3 protein-coding genes and 1 pseudogene are annotated in these 3,571 nt (G+C 63.8%); all 4 read left to right on the top strand.

Features of this window, described 5'->3' with window-relative positions:
* Positions 1-215 (top strand): annotated as a pseudogene (locus AC1DY5_RS47295) (MBL fold metallo-hydrolase); the annotation flags it as partial.
* A gap of 136 nt (positions 216-351) precedes the next feature.
* Positions 352-1,668 (top strand): homogentisate 1,2-dioxygenase, encoded by a 1,317-nt coding sequence (gene hmgA / locus AC1DY5_RS47290; protein WP_478121285.1) that lies wholly within the window; start codon positions 352-354, stop codon positions 1,666-1,668.
* Positions 1,669-1,692: 24 nt separating this feature from the next.
* A complete protein-coding gene (gene fahA, locus AC1DY5_RS47285) occupies positions 1,693-2,964 on the top strand; it encodes a fumarylacetoacetase (protein ID WP_478121284.1) in 1,272 nt (423 codons plus the stop codon).
* Positions 2,961-3,571, top strand: a 611-nt coding sequence (locus AC1DY5_RS47280) for a CoA transferase subunit A (protein ID WP_478121283.1), incomplete at its 3' end; no start/stop codon positions are given. The genes fahA and AC1DY5_RS47280, both read left to right, overlap by 4 nt.

Here is a 3,571-nt window from a genome sequence, read left to right as displayed (position 1 = left end):
ATGTTCAGAAGGGCGTCGATGCTGGCAAGGATCTGAATACAGTCTACAAAGACACGTTTGCTGCAATGAAGCCCAAGTACGGCCACTGGGTGATTTTTGACCACTRCATGCCGTTCGACGTCACGCGGTGCTACGACGAGGTGACCCAATACACCGACCCCCGCATCTGGACGGCCGAGCGGGACGTCGAGATGTGGAAGACCTTGGAAGGCTAACGCCTTCGCTCGCAAGAGCAATCAACGAAATCTGTAGTTGTCTCGCCGACGCCAAGTCGGCGCGGCGGGGATTGTACGCCCAAGCGCTTCGCAGCGGTCGACGATCCTAGCCACGCATCACGTCAAGGAGCCCATCGTGAACGATCGCCTGACCACGGAACGCCGCTACCAGGGTGGCTTCGGCAACGAATACGCCACCGAGGCGGTGGCTGGCGCGCTCCCGCAGGGACGCAATAGCCCGCAGCGCGCCCCCTTGGACCTGTACCCCGAGCTGATTTCCGGCACTGCGTTCACCGCACCGCGCCATGAAAACCGCCGCAGTTGGCTGTATCGCCGCCAACCATCGGTGGTGGCTGGCCGGTATCAGCCCTACGGACAGTCCACCTGGCTCACCGGAGGGGACCGCTCCCAGGCGCTGCCGCCCGAGCCGATGCGCTGGCATCCGACCCCGCTGCCAGCCAACGTGGCCGACATCGACTTCATTGATGGGGTTCACACCCTGGCCGCCAACGGTGATGCCGACGCCCAGCACGGCGTCGCGGCCCATATCTACTTGGCGGGACGCTCGACGGAGCGCCGCGCCTTCGTCAACGCCGATGGCGAACTGCTGTTCGTCCCGCAGTTGGGCCGGCTGGCAATCACCACCGAAATGGGCGTGCTCGAAGTCAAGCCCGGCGAGATCGCTCTCGTGCCGCGCGGCGTCGTCTTCAAGGTCGCGCTGCCGGATGGACCTTCGCGTGGTTACCTCTGCGAGAACTACGGTGCGCAGTTCCGCCTGCCGGAGTTGGGGCCGATCGGCTCGAATGGCCTTGCGAACGCGCGCGACTTCCAGGCGCCGGTCGCGGCATTCGAGCATGAGGAAAGGACACCGTACGAGCTGGTGAAGAAGTTTGGCGGCCGCTTCTGGACGGCGCCCACCAGCCAGTCGCCGTTCAACGTCGTCGCCTGGCACGGCAACCTCTCGCCGGTGAAGTACGACACGGCGAACTTCATGACCATCGGATCGATCAGCTTCGACCATCCGGACCCGTCGATCTTCACGGTGCTCACCTCGCCGAGCGACACGGCCGGCACGGCCAACTGCGACTTTGTGATCTTCCCGCCGCGCTGGCTGGTGATGGAAGACACATTCCGTCCGCCTTGGTACCACCGCAATCTCATGAGCGAGTTCATGGGTCTGGTCTATGGCGAGTACGACGCCAAGCCTGGCGGGTTCAAGCCCGGCGGTGCCAGCCTGCACAACGCGATGGTGCCGCACGGGCCGGACGAAGAGGCCTTTGAGAAGGCGAGTAGCGCAGATCTCAAGCCGCAGAAGCTAGACAACACCTTGGCCTTCATGTTCGAGAGCCRCTACCGCTTCATTCCGACTGAGGCGGCGCTGAAGAGCCCTGCGCTGGATACCGCTTACGCCGACTGCTGGGCAGGCCTGAAGGATCAGTTCAAGACCGTTTGAGCCTGAAGAAGAGAAGAGACAAACATGCACGAAATCGACGCCACACACGACCCGCTGCTGACGAGCTGGGTCTCTTCCGCCAATGAACCCGGCGGCGACTGCCCGATTCAGAACCTGCCCTTCGGGCGTTTCCGTCGTACCGGTACTCAGGACGGCTGGGCTATCGGCGTCGCGATCGGCGACCAAGTCCTGGATCTACGTGCCGCCGGCCTGATCGACACCGACGACATGAACGTCCTCATGGCTGCCTCTCCCGATGCGCGGCAGTCCCTGCGCCGTCGCCTCTCCGAAGGACTGCGCGAAGGAAGCGGCCAGCGGCCAGCTTGGACCCGGGCGCTGGTGCCGCAGGCGCAATGCGAATACACCGTGCCATGCAAGGTCGGTGACTACACCGACTTCTATACGAGCGTCCATCACGCCACCACGGTCGGCAAGCAATTCCGTCCCGACAATCCGCTGCTGCCGAACTACAAGTGGGTGCCCATCGGCTACCACGGCCGCGCCTCGTCGATCGGCGTGAGCGGCGGCACCTTCAAGCGGCCGCGYGGCCAGACCAAGGCGCCGGACAGCGACTCTCCGAGCTTCGGGCCTTCMAAGCGTCTGGACTACGAACTCGAGCTCGGATGGTTCATCGGCCAGGGCAACACGCAAGGCGACCCGATCGACATCAGCAGGGCTGAGGCGCACCTGTTCGGTGTGGCGCTCTTCAACGATTGGTCCGCACGCGACATTCAAGGCTGGGAATACCAGCCGCTCGGCCCGTTCCTCTCGAAAAACTTTGCCAGCACCCTCTCGCCGTGGATGGTGACGATGGAGGCGCTGGCGCCTTTTCGTGCGCCATTCGAGCGAGCCGGCGAGGACCCGCAGCCGCTGCCGTACCTTGACTCGCCCGCCAATCGCGCGCAAGGAGCTCTCTCCATCACCCTCGAGGTGCTGCTGCAGACCGCGAAGATGCGCGATGCCGGCGAAGCACCGGTGCGACTGGCGGCCACCAACACCACGCGCGCTGCTTATTGGACGCCAGCGCAATTGGTGGCGCACCACACGGTCAACGGCTGCAATCTTCAACCTGGTGATTTGCTGGGTTCCGGCACTCTGTCGGGTCCGAATCCCGACGAGGCTGGCTCCCTGATGGAACTGACCGCCGGCGGCAAACAGCCTGTGGCACTGCCCAACGGTGAGCTTCGCTCGTTCTTGGAAGACGGCGACACATTGATTCTGCGTGGCTGGTGCGAATGCCCCGGCGCAGTGCGCATCGGGTTGGGAGAGTGTTCCGGGACTGTGGTGGCATCATGAAAAAGCCCGTCCCCCTCGATCAGGCGGTCGCGATGGTTCCAGAGGGAGCCGTTGTGATGATCGGTGGGTTCATGGGTGTCGGCAGCCCGCTGCGCCTCATCGCCGAAATGGTTCGCCAGCGCCGGGGCGATCTGACGCTGATCAGCAACGACTCTGCCAGGCCAGGGGTCGGCGTCGGCCGGCTCATCGATGCGGGACTCGTAAAAAGGCTCATCGCGAGCCACATCGGGACGAACGCGACGACACAGCAACTCATGCTGGACGGCCGGCTTGAGGTGGAACTGGTGCCTCAGGGCACGCTGGCCGAACGCATACGCGCCGGTGGTTTCGGGCTCGGCGGCATCTTGACGCCTACGGGCGTCGGCACTCTCGTCGCAGAAGGCAAGCGCACCTTGGAAGTCGACGGCCGCCAGTACCTTCTGGAGACTGCGCTGAAAGCTGACTTCTCCTTCATCAGCGCAAGGAAGGCCGACTACTACGGCAACCTGGAGTATTCGCTCACCGCCAGGAACTTCAACCCACTGATGGCGATGGCGGCCACGACGACCATCGCTGAGGCGGAAAGCATCGTTCCCGTCGGAATGATCAGTCCGGACTCCGTGATCAC

This window comes from Variovorax sp. P4_D9, assembly GCF_056401695.1.
The sequence above is the reverse complement of the archived record's forward strand: the minus strand, read 5'-3'. Positions and strand labels throughout refer to the sequence as shown.